This window comes from Streptomyces sp. NPDC093109 (genome assembly GCF_040701725.1).
GTDB lineage: Bacteria > Actinomycetota > Actinomycetes > Streptomycetales > Streptomycetaceae > Streptomyces.
The window spans coordinates 20,978-36,616 of record NZ_JBFBEZ010000027.1 but is presented as its reverse complement, the minus strand read 5'-3'; the positions used below and the strand labels follow the sequence as shown (position 1 = coordinate 36,616).

Here is a 15,639-nt window from a genome sequence, read left to right as displayed (position 1 = left end):
CGCCGTCATCGTACGGATGGTTGCCGGGAAGCGCCGTCGAGGACGTCACAGACGATCCCAAGCCGTATCGAAGCGGTATCCAAGCAGGCGGTTTTGCGCCAACCGCCGACCATTCAAGATCACTTGTCACCGGTCGCCGGGCGTGTTGTCAGTGGCAGGTGCGAGGATGCCCCCAGCACGCGGCGTGTGGAATGGGGAATGACACCGCCCGTGCCGACCTGTACCGGACGACGCGTCCGTGCGCGGTGGGGGATGGGCGGGACCTGGACATTCCCCTGCGTACTCCGCGCAGAAGGGACCGCTGACGGCGATGCAGATCCGGCTGACCGTCCTCGCGCCACGCGGCGGCCACGCCGCCGGGCGGCCGTGCGACGTGCTCGTCACCGCCCCGCCAGGGACGGCGCTCGCGGCCGTCGCCTCCGGCCTGGCCACCGCCGCCGCGGGCCCCGACGCCTCCGGCGCCGTCGTCCTCTACTCCGGCCGCGAGCGGCTCGACGCGCAGCGCCGCACCCTGGGCGAGCCCCCGCTGATCGACGGCGCGGTGCTCTCCCTCCAGGTCCCCGGCGAGGACGACACGCCCGAGGACGACGTCCCGGCCCGGCTCCATGTGGTCGCGGGTCCCGACGCGGGCGGGGTGCATCTGCTGCACGGCGGCCGGATCAGGATCGGCCGCTCCGGCGACGCCGATGTCCCGCTGGACGACCCGGACGTGTCCCGGCTGCACTGCGCCGTGACGGTCGCCGAGGACGGTTCTGTCACGGTCGCGGACCTGTCCTCGACGAACGGGACGACGCTGGAGGGCGTCCGGGTCGGCGAACGGCCGGTCCCGCTGCCCTCCGGCGCGCTGCTGCGGATCGGCGAGTCCGCGCTGCGCCTGACGACCGGCGCGCGGGCGGCCGAGCGACCGCCCGCGCGGCCGACGGCGCCGGACGGCGAGGGCCATCTGCGGCTCGTCGACCCGGCCGGCCGCACGGGCGACGCGGGTGCGGATACGGACACGGGTGCAGATACGGATACGGATACCGGGGCCCGAGCCACGGATGCCCACGCCTACCCCGGACACGTGCACGGAAACGGAAACGGCCCCGCGGGCCCCTCGGCCGCCCTGCCGTACGGGACCTCCCCGGGCGGCACGGGCCGGGCGCCGTACCGGACGGGGGCGTCGAGCCGGATCCCCGGGCCGCAGTACGGCGAACCGGAGTACGGCGGCTCGCAGTACGGCAGCCCGCCGGGCACCCCGCGCGTGCCGGACCCGCGCGCCGAGGACACGCACTACGCCGGTGGCCGCGGCCACGGCCCCGCGCCGGAAGGGCCGGGCGCGGGCGCGTACGAACCGCTCCGTACGGACCACGGAACGCACGGCAGGGCCGTGACGCGGGACCGGCGGGAGAACGGGGCCGCCCCGTCGCACGCCCGTACGCACAGCCCGGCGGACGGCACCGGCACGGCCACCAACCCCGGCATCAGCACCGGTATCGCTCCGGGCTTCGACGGACCGGCACCCGCACCGTCCCCGGCCTCCCGGCGGCAGGACACGCCCCCGCGCGGCACCGAGCCGCCCCGTACCCCCCGCGGCACCGACGCCGCTGCCACCGCCGACGCGACCGGCCCTGGCGACGCGCCCGCCGCCGAGGCTCCGGACGCGGCGGCCCGGCGGCGCGGCGGCATAGGCGCCTGGGCGCGCCGGCTCGCCGGGGGCCGCGGCGAGGAGCCGCCCGAGGCCGTTCCGGGACCGCCGGACCCCGCCGGGGCCCCCGGCCATGCCCCGCGCGCCGAGATCTGGCCCGACCCGGCCGCCGTCCTGCTGACCGCGCTCGGCCCCGGCCCCCGGCTGTGGGAGCGGGGCGCCCGCCACGCGGACGCGTTCGGCGTCCGGCTGGGCACGGCGGACCGGCCGACCGCCGACGGTACGGGCGCGCTGCCGCTCGTCCCGGTGACGGTCGGGCTGCGCGAGGCGGGCTCGCTCGGCCTCGCGGGTCCCCGGGAGCGGCTGACGGGGCTCGCCCGGTGGGCCGTGGCCCAGCTCGCCGTGCTGCACTCCCCCGTCGATCTGGAGATCGTCCTGATCAGCGCGGACCGCGCGCAGAGCCTGGAGCGGCGCAAACGGGACTGGGGCTGGCTCGGCTGGCTCCCGCACGTCCGCCCGGCGCACGGCCAGGACTGCCGGCTGCTGCTCGCGTACGACCGCGACCAGGCGGCGGCCAGGATCGCCGAGCTGACCCGCCGGCTCGACGAAGGACCGCTGGGCGCCGGCTGGGCCTCGGCCGATCCGTGGACGGTCACGGAGGCCGGTGCCCGGCACGAAGGACCGCACACCCTGGTGATCGTCGACGGCGACCCCGGATCCGCCGCGCTGCGCGAGGCGACGGCGCAGCTGGCCCAGGGCGGCGCCGCCGCCGGGGTCCATCTGATCTGTCTGGCCGAGACCCCGTCCGCCGCCCCGGACTCGCCGGTCGCGGCGGTGTACGAGACGGCGTGCGCGGCCTCGCTGCCCTTCCGTGAGTGCGGGGCCGTCGCCCTGCTCAGCGGCGATGTGGCCACCGCGCTGCGGCTGCTGCGTACGGCGGTGGGACAGCCCGCCGGGCACGGCTCGGTCGCGGTGGTGGACGCGGTCTCGACCGCCTGGGCCGAGCGGTTCGGCCGGGCGCTGGCGCCCCTGCGGGCGGCGGCCGGCAGCGGCCGGGACCGGCCGGCGACGGCGCTGCCGCGCGTGTCCCGGCTCCTCGACGAGCTGGGTCTCGCCCGCGCCACCCCGGCGTCCCTGATGGCCCGTTGGGCGTCCGCCGCGGACCGTACGGACGACTGCACGGTGGTGCTCGGCGCCGGGCCGCGCGGCCCGGTGAGCGTCGATCTGCTGGAGGAGGGGCCCCATCTGCTGATCGAGGGCCCCGCGGGCAGCGGCCGTACGGAGCTGCTGCGGTCGATCGCGGCGTCCCTGGCCGCCGCCGCCCGCCCCGACCGGCTGGGGCTGCTGCTGGTCGACGGCTCGGGCGGCGAGCGCGACGACGCGGCCGGCGGGCTGTCCGTCTGTACGGAACTCCCGCACGCGACCGAGCATTTGGTGGCCTCCGACCCGGTGCGGATGCGGGAGTTCGCGCAGGCGCTTGGCGCGGAGCTGAAGCGCAGGGCGGAGCTGCTCGGCCGGCTGGACTTCGCCGAGTGGCAGCGCGGCCAGGAGACCAGGGACCGGGAGACCAGGGAGCGGGTGATCGGCCCGCGCGCGCCGGGCGCCACGGAGCAGCGGGCCGATCAGCGGGCAGGCAAGCGCGGGGAGCAGACGCGTACGGAGGTACGTACGGAATCGTTCCGCGCCGACCCGTACAGCACGGACCCGGCCCGCCCCGACTCTCCCCAACAGAGCCGCGACCGCGACCGGGAGGGCCGTCCGCCCGCCGCCCTGCCCCGTCTGGTCGTCCTGGTCGACGACTTCGACGCGCTGGTCGCGCCCGCGCTCGGCAGTCCTGGCCGGCCCGCCGCCGGTTCCGTCGTCCGGGCGCTGGAGGCGGTGGCCAGGGACGGTGAGCGGCTCGGCGTGCATCTGGTGGCGGCCTCGGCCCGCCCCGAACGTACGGTCGACACGGAGCTGGCCCACGGCGCGCGGCTCCGCGTCGTACTGGACCTGCCGCCCGCCGCGCCCGCCCCGGACGAACCGGCCCCGGGACGCGGCCGGCTGGGCCATCCGGACGGCCGGGTCACCCCGTTCCAGGGCGGCCGTGTCACCGGCCGCATTCCCCGTACGGCCACACAGCGGCCGACCGTCGTGGTGCTGGAGTGGGAGCGGATGGGCGATCCGCCGGCCCGCCGCCCGGTCCGCGAGCTGGGGAACGGTCCGACGGATCTGGCGCTGCTCGCCAGCGCGCTGGAGCGGGCCGCCCGTTCCGTCGACGCCGTCCCGGTCGCCCCACTGACCCCGGCCCACCCCTGAGGATCCGTTGTCCCACGAAGATCCCATACGTCCTTGCCGGCACGTCACGAGGCCATCACGATAGGTGAGTTGAGGCCGGGATCGGTATTGCGGCCCCCGGTCACCCGGCGTAGGACTGTGCGCACGGGACGCGAGCAGAGCCGCCACGTCACGGCCGCGACGCCGCGCCCGTATGCGTAGACCGTACGCACACGGGAAGAAACGGGGCAGTGATGCGCACAACGCGCGAAGAGAGCAAGCTACTTGGTACCGGAAAGGTGCCGGGCACCGGCCGGGACGGCGTGCCGGGTCCTGTCGGGCGCCGGGCCGCCGTGGCGCTCGTCGCCGTCGGCGCCCTGTCACTGGCCCTGACCGGCTGCGGCGGATCGGGCGGCTCCGGGGACGGCAAGGGGTCAGGATCGGGGGGCGGTTCGGCGGATCCGTCGGCCGTCTCGGTCCAACTCCCCAAGCTGGACGGCGAGAAGATCCAGGTCGCGGCCGTGTGGACCGGATCCGAGCAGAAGAACTTCACCAAGGTGCTGACCGAGTTCGAGAAGCGCACCGGCGCGACGGTCACCTTTGTCCCCGCGCAGGACCCCATCGTCAACTTCCTGGGCACGAAGATCGCCGGGGGCAGTCCGCCCGATGTGGCGCTGCTCCCCCAGGTCGGCGCGGTCCAGCAGGCCGTCGAGAAGAAGTGGGCCAAGCCGGTCGGCGCCGAGGCCAAGGCCCAGCTGGCGGAGAACTACGACCAGGGCTGGCAGGATCTCGGCGCCGTGGACGGCGAGCAGTACGCCGTGTACTTCAAGGCCGCCAACAAGTCGCTGATCTGGTACAACAACGCCGCCTTCGAGAACGCGGGCGCCTCCGTGCCGAAGACCTGGCCGGACTTCCTGGCGACGGCCGAGACGATCTCCGCCTCCGGGGTCACCCCGGTGTCGGTCGGCGGCGCCGACGGCTGGACCCTCACCGACTGGTTCGAGAACATCTATCTGTCGCAGGCGGGCCCGGAGAAGTACGACCAGCTGGCGAAGCACGAGATCAAGTGGACCGATCCGTCCGTGAAGGACGCGCTGACCACGCTCGGCCAGCTCTTCGGCAAGCCGAGCCTGATCGCCGGCGGCACGGACGGCGCGCTCCAGACGGAGTTCCCGGCGTCCGTCACCCAGACGTTCACCGGCGGTGACCAGCCGAAGGCCGCGATGGTCTTCGAGGGCGACTTCGTCAGCGTCAACATCGCGGAGACCGACTCCAAGATCGGTACGGACGCGAAGGTCTTCCCGTTCCCCGCGGTCGGCGCGGACTCGCCGGTGGTCACGGGCGGCGACGCGGCCGTGGCACTCAAGGACACCAAGGGCGCGCAGGCGCTGCTGACCTTCCTGGCCTCGGTGGACGCCGCGAAGATCTGGGCCGGGTCGGGCGGCTTCGTCTCGCCGAACAAGTCCCTGGACGTCGCCGCGTATCCGAACGACGTCCAGCGCGACATCGCCAAGGCGCTGATCGCGGCGGGCGACGACTTCCGCTTCGACATGTCGGACCAGATGCCGCAGTCGTTCGGCGGTACGCCCGGCAAGGGCGAGTGGAAGGCCCTCCAGGACTTCCTGAAGAACCCGAAGGACATCGCGGGTGTCCAGCAGCAGCTGGAATCGGCCGCGGCCAAGGCGTACAAGAGCTGACGGGGTGACGTCCCCGGTCGAGGGGGGCGCCGTGCCGGCGCCCCCCGTTCCCCGTACACGTAAGAGCGTGACAGGCACACGCAAAGTCGTCGCGGCCGCTTTTCTGCTGCCCGCGCTGGTGCTGCTGGGCGCGCTCGTGGTCTACCCCATCGGGTTCTCGGTCTACCGGTCGTTCTTCGACAAGGCGGGCACCGGCTTCGCCGGGTTCGGCAACTATGTGGAGCTGTTCACCGACGACACGATCCTGACCGCCGTCAAGAACAACGCGATCTGGGTGGTGGTGGCGCCGACCGTGGCGACCGCGCTCGGCCTGATCTTCGCCGTACTCACCGAACGCGTCAGCTGGGGCACGGCCTTCAAGCTGGTCGTCTTCATGCCGATGGCCATCTCCATGCTCGCCGCGGGCATCATCTTCCGGCTGGTGTACGAGCAGGACCCGGCGCGCGGCGTCGCCAACGCGGTGGTGGTCGGCGTGCACGACACCTTCAGCGACGCGGCCGGCTATCCGAGGGCGCACCCGCTGCCGGTCCATCCGCTGGAGGCGGGCGAGGACGGCGCGTTCGTCAGCAAGGAACCGGCGCGCACCGGTACGCGGGCCCTGCTGCCGCTGGTCGGGGTCGCCCCCGCCAAGATGCCGTCGGACGCGCGCCCGGCGGCGGAGGCGGCGCCGGAGGCGGGCCGGGTCACCGGTACGGCCTGGCTGGACTTCACCCCGGGCGGCGGTGGGAAGCCCAATGTCATCGACCCCAGGGAGCTGGGGCTCAAGGGGCTCAAGGTGGAGGCGGTGAAGGACGGCAAGGTCGTGGCCGCCACCACGGCACGCGCCGACGGTACGTTCAGCCTCCCGGCGGCGGCCGACGGAGCCCTGCTCCGGCTGCCCGGCGCCAACTTCGAGGAGCCGTACAACGGCGTGACCTGGCTCGGTCCCTCCCTGATCACCCCGGCGATCATCGGCAGCTATCTGTGGATGTGGGCCGGGTTCGCGATGGTGCTGATCGCGGCGGGGCTGGCGAGCGTGCCCCGGGAGCTGATGGAGGCCGCGCGGGTGGACGGCGCGACGGAGTGGCAGGTCTTCCGCCGGATCACCGTGCCGCTGCTGGCGCCGGTCCTCGCGGTCGTCACGGTCACCCTGATGATCAATGTGCTGAAGATCTTCGACCTGGTCATGATCATCACGCCGGACTCCTCGGAGGCCGCCGCGAATGTGCTGGCGCTCCAGCTCTACCGCTCGTCGTTCGGCACGGACGCGGATCTCGGGGTCGGCAGCGCCATCGCCGTACTGATGCTGCTGCTGGTGCTGCCGGTGATGCTGTTCAACATCCGGCGCATGCGGAAGGAGACCGGCCGATGACCACCGAGTCCATCACGGTCAAGGCGAAGCCGTCCCTCGGCGGCCGGATCGCGGCACGCGCGGGCGGCGGCGCGGTGCGGGTCTTCCTGGTCCTGGTCGGCCTGTTCTGGCTGATGCCGGCCATCGGCCTGCTGATCTCGTCGCTGCGCGCGCCCTCCGACATCAACGCGAGCGGCTGGTGGAAGGTCTTCACGGCCCCCGCGCAGCTCACCACCGACAACTACGCGCGGCTGCTGGAGAACGGCACGATCACCCACTCGCTGCTCTCCACCATCATGATCACCGTCCCGTCGACGGTCCTCGTGGTGGTGATCGGCTCCCTCGCCGCGTACGCCTTCGCCTGGCTCGACTTCCCGGGCCGCGACTGGTGGTTCCTGGGGGTCGTGGCGCTGCTGGTGGTGCCCGTACAGGTGGCGCTGGTGCCGGTGGCGAAACTCTTCGGTGCCATCGGCATTTTTGAGACAACCTTCGGCGTGATCATCTTCCATGTCTCCTTCGGGCTGCCCTTCGCGATCTTCCTGCTGCGGAACTTCTTCGCGGAGATCCCGAGGGAGCTGCTGGAGGCCGCGCGGCTCGACGGGGCGGGCGAGCTGCGGCTGTTCACCCGGGTCGTGATGCCGCTGGGCGGTCCCGCGATCGCCTCGCTGGGCATCTTCCAGTTCCTCTGGGTCTGGAACGACATGCTGGTCGCGCTGATCTTCGCGGACTCCAAGAACCCGCCGATCACGGTCGCGCTCCAGCAGCAGGTACGGCAGTTCGGCAACAACATCGATGTGCTCGCGCCCGGCGCGTTCGTGTCGATGATCATCCCGCTGGCGGTGTTCTTCGCGTTCCAGCGGCAGTTCGTGTCCGGGGTGATGGCGGGCGCGGTGAAGTAATACCTGGTGCGGCAGCACCTGGTGAGTACGGGACGAGCAGGACGAGCGGAACGAGCGGGCGCCGGCGTGCGCCCGCTCAGTTCTTGAGCGCGCCGACCGCCGAGGCCGCCAGGTCGTCGAGGTACCCCTTGGGCAGATCGCCCCGTACCACCACGAGCCGCCAGTAGAGCGGTCCGATGATCAGATCGAGCGCGCGGTCGGGGTCCGTGCCCTCGGGGAGTTCGCCGCGCTCCACCGCCTCGCGGACGATGACGGCGGCGATGCCCTGCTGCTCGTCCAGCAGGGCCGCCTTGATCGCGTCGGAGATCTCGGGGTGCCGGGCCGCCTCCACCAGCAGATCGGGGATGACCTGCGAGGCGACCGGGTGGCGCAGGGCGTGCGAGGCCACTTCGAGCAGGGCGCGCACATCCCCGTACAGCGAACCGGTCGCGGGCGCCGGCAGTCCCCGCGTCGCGAAGGCCGAGACCAGGTCGAGGACGAGCGCCAGCTTGGACTTCCAGCGGCGGTATACGGCGGTCTTGCCGACCCCGGCCCGGCGTGCGATGCCCTCGATGGACATCCGGGCGAACCCGACCGCCGCCAGCTCGTCGAAGACGGCCGCGCGGATGGCGTCGGTCACGTCCTCCCGGAGCACGGCGGCGCCCGCCGGGACGCGGCGAGCGGTGCGGTGGTCGGCCGGGGGGCGGGATTCCGTAGTCATCACGGCCGAGCATAGCGGCATCGGCGTCACGACGACACGGTTGCGTTGCGACGTTCTCCGGCCTACCTTGTCGTTACGACGATACGGACCCGTTCCGACGTCAAGGGGCGGTAAAGCACGTCAAGGGATCACCAAGGAAAGCCGCCCCACCCGCCTCCGCACCGCCTCCGCACCGCCAACGCCTCGTAGCAGCCACCGTCTCCGTAACAGCCACCGTCGAAAGCGACACTGTGAGCCAGACGATCGCACCGCCCTCCCCACCGGCCCCCGGAACCGCCGGCACCACCGGCACCACCGAGACCGACCTCAGCGCCCTGGCCCTCCGCCACGGCCTGACCGTGAGCGGCGCCCGCCCGCCCCTGCCGGAGTACGTCGGCCGGCTCTGGTCGCGGCGGCACTTCATCACCGCGTTCGCCACCGCACGCCTGACCGCCCAGTACAGCCAGGCGAAACTCGGCCAGATCTGGCAGATCATGACCCCGCTGCTCAACGCGGCGGTCTACTACTTCATCTTCGGAGTCCTGCTCAACACCAGGCGCGGGGTCGCCGACTTCATCCCGTTCCTGGTGACGGGCGTGTTCATCTGGACGTTCACCTCGAACTCGATCATGGCGGGCACCCGCGCGATCTCCGGCAACCTCGGCCTCGTCCGCGCGCTGCACTTCCCGCGCGCCGCCCTGCCGATCGGGCTCGCCCTCCAGCAGCTCCAGCAACTGCTGTTCTCGATGGGCGCGCTGGTCGTCATCCTGGTCTGCCTCGGCCAGTACCCGACGGGCAGCTGGCTGCTCGCCGTACCCGCGCTGCTGCTCCAGTCGCTGTTCAACACCGGCATCTCGATGATCGTGGCGCGGCTCGCCGCCAAGACCCCGGACATCTCGCAGCTGATGCCGTTCCTGCTGCGTACCTGGATGTATGTCTCAGGGGTGATGTGGAGCGTCGACAAGGTGACGAGCGGCGACCACCTGCCCCGCTTCGTCACGGTGGCCCTGGAGTGCAATCCGGCCGCCGTCTACATCGACCTGATGCGCTTCGCGCTCGTCGACAGCTTCACCGCCGCCCAACTGCCCCCGCACATCTGGGCCGTGGCGCTCGGCTGGGCGCTGCTCGCGGGCGTCGGCGGATTCCTGTTCTTCTGGCGCGCCGAGGAGGAGTACGGACGTGGCTGACCTCGAACCCACCCCCACCGTCGTCGTCGACGGCGTCCACATCACCTACAAAGTCCACGGCACCAAGGGCGGCCGGGGCAGCGCCACCTCCGCCCTCAGCCGTATCGTCTCGCGCCGGTCCGCGCCCGGCGTGCGCGAGGTGCACGCGGTCAAGGGCGTCAGCTTCGCCGCGTACAAGGGCGAGGCCGTCGGCCTCATCGGCTCCAACGGCTCCGGCAAGTCCACCCTGCTCAAGGCCATCGCCGGACTGCTGCCGCCCACCGAGGGACGGGTGTTCACCCGGGGCCAGCCGTCGCTGCTCGGCGTCAACGCGGCGCTGATGGCCGATCTGACCGGCGAGCGCAACGTCATCCTCGGCGGCCTGGCCATGGGCATGTCGCGCGAGCAGGTCCGTACCCGCTACGACGACATCGTGGAGTTCTCCGGCATCAACGAGAAGGGCGACTTCATCTCGCTGCCGATGCGCACGTACTCCTCCGGGATGGGCGCCCGGCTGCGGTTCTCGATCGCCGCCGCCAAGAGCCATGACGTCCTGCTGATCGACGAGGCGCTCTCCACCGGCGACGCGAAGTTCCAGCGCCGCAGCCAGCGCCGTATCACCGAACTGCGCGAGCAGGCCGGCACGGTCTTCCTCGTCAGCCACAGCAACCAGTCCATCCTGGAGACCTGCGACCGGGCGATCTGGCTGGAGTCGGGGACGCTGCGGATGGACGGTCCCACGGAGGACGTCGTCGCGGCGTACGACGAGTTCACCAGCAAGGGCAAGGAGAAGGCCCCCGAGAAGAAGCCCTGAGAGCCGAACGGAAGGGGCGCCCGGCTCACCACGAGCCGGGCGCCCCTTCATCTCACGCGCCTACGCGTCAGCTCCGCGTCCGCAGCAGCGTCCGCATCGTCCGCATCGCGACCGACAGATTCGCCAGGTCGAAGGTGTCCGACCCCTGGATCTCGTCCAGCGTGGCGCGCGACCGGCCCAGGATCGCCGCGTTCTTCTCCTCCCACGCCGTGAACCGCTCCTCGGGCGTCGAGTCGCCGTTCCCCACCGCCAGCACATCCGCTGTCAGCGCCGCGTGCGCCGCGTACAGGTCCTCGCGGATGGAGGCGCGGGCCATGGACTGCCAGCGGTCGGCCCGCGGCAGCTCGATGATCCGGTCCATCAGCCGGGTGATCCGCAGCCGGTCCCCGAGGTCGTAGTACACCTCGGCGACGGCGAGCGGGCCCTGGTCCGTACGGTCCGCGATCGCCACGACGTCCAGCGCCGGGAAGGCCGACGAGAACCCGGCCACCCGCAGCGCCAGCTCCTCCGGGACACCCGCGCCCGTCAGCTCGGCCAGGATGCCCTGGTACCACTCCAGCTCGGCGCCGCGCAGCATCGTCGGCAGCTGCGCCCAGACCCGCTCCACACCCGCGGCGAAGAACTCGATGGTCCCGGCGATCTCCAGCGGCTGCGGCCGGTTGCCCAGCAGCCAGCGCGTACCGCGCTCGACCAGCCGCCGGCTGTGCAGCCGGATCCGGGTCTGCACAGCGGCCGGGACGCGGTTGTCGAGCGCCTCGACGGCGTCCCAGACCGCGTTCAGCCCGAAGATCTCCCGGGCCGCGGTCTGCGCCCGTACGATCTCCTCGACCGACGCGCCGGTCTCCTCGCGCAGCCGGTGCAGGAAGGTCGAACCGCCCGCGTTGACGGTGTCGTTGACCAGCACCGTCGTGATGATCTCGCGGCGCAGCGCGTGCCCGTCGATCTGCTCGGCGAACCGCTCGCGCAGCTGCCGCGGGAAGTACGCGTGCAGCAGCTTGCGCAGATACGGGTCGTCCGGCAGGCCCGTGTGGATCAGCTCGTCGGCCGCCGTGATCTTGGTGTAGGCCAGCAGCACGGCCAGCTCCGGCTGGGACAGCCCCTTCCCGGCGGCGAGCAGTTCGCGGATCTGCCGGTCGGACGGCAGGAACTCCAGCGGCCTGTTGAGGTGCCCGTCCCGCACCAGCCGGCGCATGTAGCGCTGGTGCGCGTGGAGCAGCGAGGGCGCCTGTGCGCAGGCGTTGCCGAGCGCCGTGTTCTGCGCGTAGTTGTTGCGCAGGACGAGCGCGCCGACCTCGTCGGTCATCTCGGCGAGCAGCGTGTTGCGCTGCTTGACGGTCATGTCGCCGTTCGTGACCAGCCCGTTGAGCAGGATCTTGATGTTCACCTCGTGGTCGGAGGTGTCCACGCCCGCGCTGTTGTCGATGGCGTCCGTGTTGATCTTGCCGCCCGCGCCGTCGGCGCCGCCGCGCCGGGCGAACTCGATCCGCCCGAGCTGGGTCAGCCCCAGGTTGCCGCCCTCGCCGACGACCTTGACGCCCAGATCCTCGCCGTTGACGCGGATCGCGTCGTTGGCCTTGTCGCCGACGTCGGCGTCCGTCTCGGTGGACGCCTTGACGTACGTACCGATGCCGCCGTTCCACAGCAGGTCCACCGGGGCCTGGAGGATCGCCTTCATCAGCTCGGCGGGCGTCAGCTTCGTGACCCCGGGCTCGATCCCGAGGGCCTCGCGCACATGTGCGTTGACCGGGATCGACTTCGCGGTACGGGGATGGATCCCGCCGCCCTGCGAGAGCAGCCCCTTGTCGTAGTCGGCCCACGACGAGCGCGGCAGCTCGAAGAGCCGGCGGCGCTCGGCGTACGAGGTGGCCGCGTCGGGGTGCGGGTCGAGGAAGATGTGCCGGTGGTCGAAGGCCGCGACGAGCCGGATGTGCTCGGAGAGCAGCATTCCGTTGCCGAACACGTCGCCGGACATGTCACCGACGCCGACGACGGTGAAGTCCTCGGACTGGGTGTCGTGGCCCAGCTCGCGGAAGTGCCGCTTGACGGACTCCCAGGCGCCGCGCGCCGTGATGCCCATGCCCTTGTGGTCGTAGCCCGCGCTGCCGCCGGAGGCGAAGGCGTCACCGAGCCAGAAGTCGTAGGAGAGCGCGACACCGTTGGCGATGTCGGAGAAGCTCGCGGTGCCCTTGTCGGCGGCGACGACCAGATAGGTGTCCTCGCCGTCGTGCCGCACCACATCGGCCGGGGGCACGACCTCGCCCGCGACCATGTTGTCCGTGATGTCGAGCAGCGCCGAGATGAAGATCTTGTACGAGGCGATGCCCTCGGCCATCCAGGCGTCCCGGTCGGCGGCCGGATCGGGCAGCTGCTTGGCGACGAAGCCGCCCTTGGCGCCGACCGGCACGATCACCGTGTTCTTGACCATCTGCGCCTTGACCAGGCCGAGGATCTCCGTACGGAAGTCCTCGCGCCGGTCCGACCAGCGCAGCCCGCCGCGCGCGACCTTGCCGAAGCGCAGGTGGACGCCCTCGACGCGCGGGGAGTACACCCAGATCTCGTACGCGGGGCGGGGCGCGGGCAGATCGGGGATGGCCTGCGGGTCGAACTTCATCGACACGTAGTCGTGGAACCCGCCCCCGCTCCTCCTCTGGAAGAAATTGGTCCGCAGGGTGGCCTTGATGAGGGTGAGGAAGGAGCGCAGGATCCGGTCCTCGTCCAGGCTCGCGACCTGGTCCAGGGCCCCGTCCAGCTCCTCCAGCATCGCTTCGGTCAGCTCGATGCCGGCGCTCTGGCGCTCCGGCGACATCCGGGCCTCGAAGAGGGAGATCAGCAGCCGGGTGGTGTGGACGTTGTCGCGGAGGGTGTCCTCCATGTAGTCCTGGCTGAACGTCGAGCCCGACTGGCGCAGGTACTTGGCGTACGCGCGCAGCACCATCGCCTGCCGCCAGTCCAGACCGGCCCGCAGGACGAGCGAGTTGAAGCCGTCGTTCTCCGCGGCGCCGGTCCAGACCGCGGCGAACGCGTTCTGGAAGCGCTCGCGGTCGTCCTCCGTCAGATAGTCGCCGCCCCCGGACCCGCCGCCCTGCGGCAGCCGCAGGCCGAAGTCGTAGATCCAGGAGGTCGTACGGTCCGAGCAGCGCAGCTCGTAGGGGCGCTCGTCGACGACCTCGACGCCGAGCCGCTGGAGCACCGGGAGGACGGCGGAGAGGGAGACCTGCTCGCCCGAGCGGTAGATCTTGAAGCGCCGCTCGCCGGGGCCCGCGCCGACCGGCTCGTAGAGGGAGAGCGAGAAGTCGGCGGTCGACTTGTCGAGCGCCTCCAGGTGGGCCAGGTCGGCCACGGCCGCGCGGGGGGTGTGGTCGGCCTTGTACCCCTCGGGGAAGCCGCCGCCGTACCGGCGCAGCAGCTCGGCCGCGCGCTCCTCGCCGCACTCGGCGTTCAGCGCCTCGCCGAAGGCGTCGGACCAGGAGCGGGCGGCGGCGACGAGCCGGGCCTCGATCCGGTCCGTGTCGGCGTCGGTGAGCTTGACCAGCTCCGTGCCCCGGGGGACGCGGACCACGAAGTGCAGCCGCGAGAGAACCGATTCTGTGTTCCACGCGGTGAAGTCGACGCTGGTGCCGCCCAGCTCCTCCTTCAGGATGTCCACGAGCCGCAGCCGCACACCGGTGGTGTAGCGGTCGCGCGGCAGGTAGACGAGGGCCGAGTAGTAGCGCCCGTACTCGTCCTGCCGGAGGTAGAGCCGCAGCCTGCGGCGCTCCTGGAGGTAGAGCACGCTGGTGACGATGGAGCGGAGTTCGTCGACGGGGGTCTGGAACAGCTCGTCGCGCGGGTACGTCTCCAGGATCTGGAGCAGGTCGCGGCCGTCGTGGCTGTCGGGCGAGAAGCCCGCGCCCTCCAGCACCTCGGCGACCTTGCGCCGGATCACCGGGACACGGCGTACGGACTCGGTGTACGCGGCCGAGGAGAACAGCCCGAGGAAGCGCCGCTCCCCGACGACATTGCCCTTGGCGTCGAACTTCTTGACCCCGACGTAGTCGAGGTAGCTGGGCCGGTGCACGGTGGCGCGGCTGTTGGCCTTGGTGAGGACGAGCAGCTTGTGCTCGCGGGCCTTGGCGCGGGCGTCGGCGGGCAGCCGGCTGAAGGACGGGCTGACCGGGTGGTCGTCGTCCTCCGCGTGGTGGACCGGGTCGGAGCGCAGCACGCCGAGCCCGGTGCCGGCCACGGCGGACAGGGCGTCGCTGTCGGTGAGTTGGTACTCGCGGTAGCCCAGGAAGGTGAAGTGGTCGGCGGCGAGCCAGCGCAGCAGCTCCCGCGCCTCCTCGACCTCCTGGTCCCGCAGATCGTCGGCGGTGGGCTCGCCGGGCAGCTCCTCGGCGATGCGCAGCGCGGCATCGCGCATCTTCTCCCAGTCCTCGACGGTCTCGCGGACGTCGGACAGGACGCGCAGCAGGTCGGCGGTCATCTGCTTGAGGTCGGCGCGCTCGGTCTCGCGGTCGACCTCGACATGGATCCAGGACTCGGTGACCGCGTCGTGCGGGCGCTCCGCCCCGGTGGCCGTCCCCTCGGGGAGCACCTCGATGAGCTTGCCGGTGACATCGCGGCGGACGATGACCTGCGGGTGGACGACCGCGTGGATGCCGCGGTTCTGCCGGGACAGCTCGTTGGTGACGGAGTCGACGAGGAAGGGCATGTCGTCGGTGACGACCTCGACGACGGAGTGGCTGCACGTCCAGCCGTTCTCCTCGACCGTCGGGGTGTGCACGCGTACGCTCGCGGTCCCCTGGGGCCGGTTCGCGGCGAGGCGGTAGTGGGAGAGCGCGGCGCCGGCGATGTCGAGCGGATCGCGGCCCGCGAGATCCTCGGGAGCGGTGTGCAGGTAGTAGCGCTGGAGGTACGCCAGAAGCGCGTCCTTGCCGCCCGGACCGCCCGGACCGCCGGGGCCGTGGTCGGCGGTGTGGGTCCCGGCCGGGGCGCCGTCAGGGCCGGGGCTGTGCCCGGGACCCCACGTACCCCCCGCCGGTCCGCTCTCAGCGGCCAGGGCCGCCTGTTCGAGCAGCTCGGCCTTGGCTTCGTCCAGCTTGGTGTGCATGTCCTCTGGCTCCTGTCGCGCGCCGTTGCGTGACGTAGGTGAAGGAAGCGACACAACGCCACGACGCGGGGTTTCCGGTCTG

The 15,639-nt window shown here is 72.1% G+C and carries 8 protein-coding genes; 6 read left to right on the top strand and 2 right to left on the bottom strand.

Annotated elements, in window-relative coordinates:
- Window positions 1-310: 310 nt before the first annotated feature.
- The 4 genes from AB0389_RS24610 (at window position 311) to AB0389_RS24595 (ending at window position 7,809) form a co-directional block, all read left to right on the top strand.
- Window positions 311-3,925, top strand: coding sequence for an FtsK/SpoIIIE domain-containing protein (locus AB0389_RS24610; RefSeq protein WP_366397640.1), 3,615 nt, complete (start codon window positions 311-313; stop codon window positions 3,923-3,925).
- 311 nt (window positions 3,926-4,236) lie between these two features.
- Window positions 4,237-5,580, top strand: a complete 1,344-nt coding sequence (locus AB0389_RS24605) for an ABC transporter substrate-binding protein (RefSeq protein ID WP_366397725.1) — start codon at window positions 4,237-4,239, stop codon at window positions 5,578-5,580.
- A 4-nt stretch (window positions 5,581-5,584) separates the two neighbouring features.
- Window positions 5,585-6,931: a sugar ABC transporter permease gene (locus AB0389_RS24600; RefSeq protein ID WP_366397639.1), complete on the top strand. Its 1,347-nt coding sequence runs from the start codon at window positions 5,585-5,587 to the stop codon at window positions 6,929-6,931.
- Window positions 6,928-7,809: a carbohydrate ABC transporter permease gene (locus AB0389_RS24595; protein WP_366397638.1), complete on the top strand. Its 882-nt coding sequence runs from the start codon at window positions 6,928-6,930 to the stop codon at window positions 7,807-7,809. The genes AB0389_RS24600 and AB0389_RS24595 overlap by 4 nt, the downstream gene beginning before the upstream one ends.
- Before the next feature lie 76 nt (window positions 7,810-7,885).
- Here the strand turns inward: AB0389_RS24595 and AB0389_RS24590 are convergent, their stop codons facing one another.
- The gene (locus AB0389_RS24590; protein ID WP_366397637.1) at window positions 7,886-8,509 is read right to left on the bottom strand and encodes a TetR/AcrR family transcriptional regulator; all 624 of its coding nucleotides are present in this window, start codon (window positions 8,507-8,509) and stop codon (window positions 7,886-7,888) included.
- Between the two features lie 242 nt (window positions 8,510-8,751).
- Here AB0389_RS24590 and AB0389_RS24585 point away from each other — a divergent pair, with 242 nt between their 5' ends.
- Both AB0389_RS24585 and AB0389_RS24580 read left to right on the top strand, forming a co-directional pair.
- Complete coding sequence (locus tag AB0389_RS24585) at window positions 8,752-9,675, top strand: ABC transporter permease (RefSeq protein WP_366397724.1); 924 nt, start codon at window positions 8,752-8,754, stop codon at window positions 9,673-9,675.
- A complete protein-coding gene (locus AB0389_RS24580; protein WP_366397636.1) occupies window positions 9,668-10,468 on the top strand; it encodes an ABC transporter ATP-binding protein in 801 nt (266 codons plus the stop codon). Before AB0389_RS24585 ends, AB0389_RS24580 begins: the two co-directional genes overlap by 8 nt.
- Window positions 10,469-10,535: 67 nt before the next feature.
- On the opposite strand, the gene AB0389_RS24575 is transcribed toward AB0389_RS24580, so the two are convergent.
- Window positions 10,536-15,557 carry an NAD-glutamate dehydrogenase gene (locus AB0389_RS24575; RefSeq protein ID WP_366397635.1) on the bottom strand — a complete coding sequence of 1,674 codons (5,022 nt, stop codon included), beginning with the start codon at window positions 15,555-15,557 and terminating at the stop codon, window positions 10,536-10,538.
- Window positions 15,558-15,639 lie beyond the last annotated feature (82 nt).

Excerpts from the sequence above, each read along its gene's own strand:
- AB0389_RS24610 (WP_366397640.1), top strand. The coding sequence starts at position 311 with ATGCAGATCCGGCTGACCGTCCTCGCGCCACGCGGCGGCCACGCCGCC.
- AB0389_RS24595 (WP_366397638.1), top strand. The coding sequence starts at position 6,928 with ATGACCACCGAGTCCATCACGGTCAAGGCGAAGCCGTCCCTCGGCGGC.
- AB0389_RS24590 (WP_366397637.1), bottom strand. The coding sequence starts at position 8,509 with ATGACTACGGAATCCCGCCCCCCGGCCGACCACCGCACCGCTCGCCGC.
- AB0389_RS24575 (WP_366397635.1), bottom strand. The coding sequence starts at position 15,557 with ATGCACACCAAGCTGGACGAAGCCAAGGCCGAGCTGCTCGAACAGGCG.